This window comes from Nocardioides taihuensis, assembly GCF_042657275.1.
Lineage (GTDB): Bacteria > Actinomycetota > Actinomycetes > Propionibacteriales > Nocardioidaceae > Nocardioides > Nocardioides taihuensis.
On the sequence record NZ_JBHSKD010000038.1, the window covers coordinates 2,501 to 5,464 of the forward strand.

A 2,964-nucleotide genomic window follows, 5' to 3' on the forward strand; every position below is an offset into this window, starting at 1 on the left:
CGCATCATGAAGTCGAAGGCCGTTGGAATGTGGCGCCGTAGAGGGTGAGAGCCCCGTAGACGTAAGTGTGCGACTGTCGAGTGTTTTCCCAAGTAACACGGAACTCCTGAAATTCCGTGTGAATCTGGCGGGACCACCCGTTAAGCCTAAATACTCCTCGGTGACCGATAGCGGACCAGTACCGTGAGGGAAAGGTGAAAAGTACCCCTGGCGGGGAGTGAAATAGTACCTGAAACCGTGTGCCTACAATCCGTCAGAGCGAGGGACTTGTTCCTTGTGATGGCGTGCCTTTTGAAGAATGAGCCTGCGAGTTTGCGTTGTGTTGCGAGGTTAACCCGTGTGGGGAAGCCGTAGCGAAAGCGAGTCCTAACAGGGCGTTTGAGTAGCACGATCAAGACCCGAAGCGAAGTGATCTATCCATGGGCAGGTTGAAGCGCGGGTAAGACCGCGTGGAGGACCGAACCCACTTAGGTTGAAAACTGAGGGGATGACCTGTGGATAGGGGTGAAAGGCCAATCAAACTTCGTGATAGCTGGTTCTCCCCGAAATGCATTTAGGTGCAGCGTTGCGTGTTTCTTGCCGGAGGTAGAGCACTGGATAGCCGATGGGCCCGACCAGGTTACTGACGTTAGCCAAACTCCGAATGCCGGTAAGTGAGAGCGCAGCAGTGAGACTGCGGGGGATAAGCTCCGTAGTCGAGAGGGAAACAGCCCAGACCATCAGCTAAGGCCCCTAAGCGGTGACTAAGTGGAAAAGGATGTGGAGTCGCAGTGACAACCAGGAGGTTGGCTTGGAAGCAGCCACCCTTGAAAGAGTGCGTAATAGCTCACTGGTCAAGTGATTCCGCGCCGACAATGTAGCGGGGCTCAAGTCATCCGCCGAAGCTATGGCATTCACGCGTGTACCAAGCCGCCACCTCGTGTGGTTGGTTCAGGTGTGTGGATGGGTAGGGGAGCGTCGTGTCGCGAGTGAAGTCCCGGGGTGACCCAGGGGTGGATGCGACACGAGTGAGAATGCAGGCATGAGTAGCGAAAGAAGAGTGAGAAACTCTTCCGCCGAATGATCAAGGGTTCCAGGGTCAAGCTAATCTGCCCTGGGTAAGTCGGGACCTAAGGCGAGGCCGACAGGCGTAGTCGATGGACAACGGGTTGATATTCCCGTACCGGCAAAGTAGCGCCCATGACGAACCCGGTGATGCTAACCATCCGAAGCTCCGCGTGACCACACCTTCGGGTGCAGGGCGCGGTGTGGAGCGTGGGACCCGAACCGGTAGTAGTCAAGCGATGGGGTGACGCAGGAAGGTAGCCCAGCCGTGGCGATGGTTGTCCACGGGTAAGCAGGTAGGGGAGGCGATAGGCAAATCCGTCGCCTTGTGTTCGATCACGACCCTGAGATGTGACACGGAGCCGTATCGGTGAAGTGGGTGATCCTATGCTGTCGAGAAAAACCTCTAGCGAGCTACGCGCCGCCCGTACCCCAAACCGACTCAGGTGATCAGGTAGAGAATACCGAGGCGATCGAGCGAACCATGGTTAAGGAACTCGGCAAAATGCCCCCGTAACTTCGGGAGAAGGGGGGCCGGATCCGTGAACCACCTAGCGTGGGGAAGCGGTGATGGCCGCAGAGACCAGGCCCAAGCGACTGTTTACTAAAAACACAGGTCCGTGCGAAGTCGTAAGACGATGTATACGGACTGACTCCTGCCCGGTGCTGGAAGGTTAAGGGGACCTGTCAGACACTTCGGTGTCGAAGCGGAGAACTTAAGCCCCAGTAAACGGCGGTGGTAACTATAACCATCCTAAGGTAGCGAAATTCCTTGTCGGGTAAGTTCCGACCTGCACGAATGGAGTAACGACTTGGGCGCTGTCTCAACCGTGGACTCGGCGAAATTGCACTACGAGTAAAGATGCTCGTTACGCGCGGCAGGACGGAAAGACCCCGGGACCTTTACTATAGTTTGGTATTGGTGTTTGGTTCGGCTTGTGTAGGATAGGTGGGAGACTTTGAAGCCCTCACGCCAGTGAGGGTGGAGTCAACGTTGAAATACCACTCTGGTCGTACTAGATGTCTAACCTAGGTCCGTGATCCGGATCAGGGACAGTGCCTGATGGGTAGTTTAACTGGGGCGGTTGCCTCCTAAAATGTAACGGAGGCGCTCAAAGGTTCCCTCAGCCTGGTTGGCAATCAGGTGGCGAGTGTAAGTGCACAAGGGAGCTTGACTGTGAGACAGACATGTCGAGCAGGGACGAAAGTCGGAACTAGTGATCCGGCGTCGGCATGTGGAAGCGGCGTCGCTCAACGGATAAAAGGTACCCCGGGGATAACAGGCTGATCTTCCCCAAGAGTCCATATCGACGGGATGGTTTGGCACCTCGATGTCGGCTCGTCGCATCCTGGGGCTGGAGTAGGTCCCAAGGGTTGGGCTGTTCGCCCATTAAAGCGGCACGCGAGCTGGGTTTAGAACGTCGTGAGACAGTTCGGTCCCTATCCGCCGCGCGCGCAGGAAACTTGAGAAAGGCTGTCCCTAGTACGAGAGGACCGGGATGGACGAACCTCTGGTGTGCCAGTTGTCCCGCCAGGGGCACGGCTGGTTGGCTACGTTCGGAAGTGATAACCGCTGAATGCATCTAAGCGGGAAGCACGTTTCAAGATGAGGTTTCCCACCACGTAAGTGGGTAAGGCCCCCAGCAGAACACTGGGTTGATAGGCCGGAGGTGTACAGCAGCAATGCCCAGCCGACCGGTACTAATAGGCCGAGGGCTTGTCCCACAAACCCTCAACCAAAACCACAACGCGCAACAACACGACTCGCGTCCACACAACAATCTTCAACACCCCCCACACCCCCGGGCACACAACCCCGGGCACAACAAGGTGGGACCGGGTGTTGACACAGAGTTACGGCGGCCACAGCGTCAGGGAAACACCCGGACCCATCCCGAACCCGGAAGTTAAGCCTGACAG

General features: G+C 56.7%; 2 rRNA genes (1 of these 2 running past the window's edge). Both read left to right on the forward strand.

The annotated features are described in order from the left end of the window. Positions 1-2,769, forward strand: a 23S ribosomal RNA gene (locus tag ACFPGP_RS23855); it begins 365 nt to the left of the window's first position. 130 nt (positions 2,770-2,899) lie between these two features. Further along, positions 2,900-2,964: ribosomal RNA gene (gene rrf, locus ACFPGP_RS23860) — 5S ribosomal RNA — on the forward strand; the annotation flags it as partial.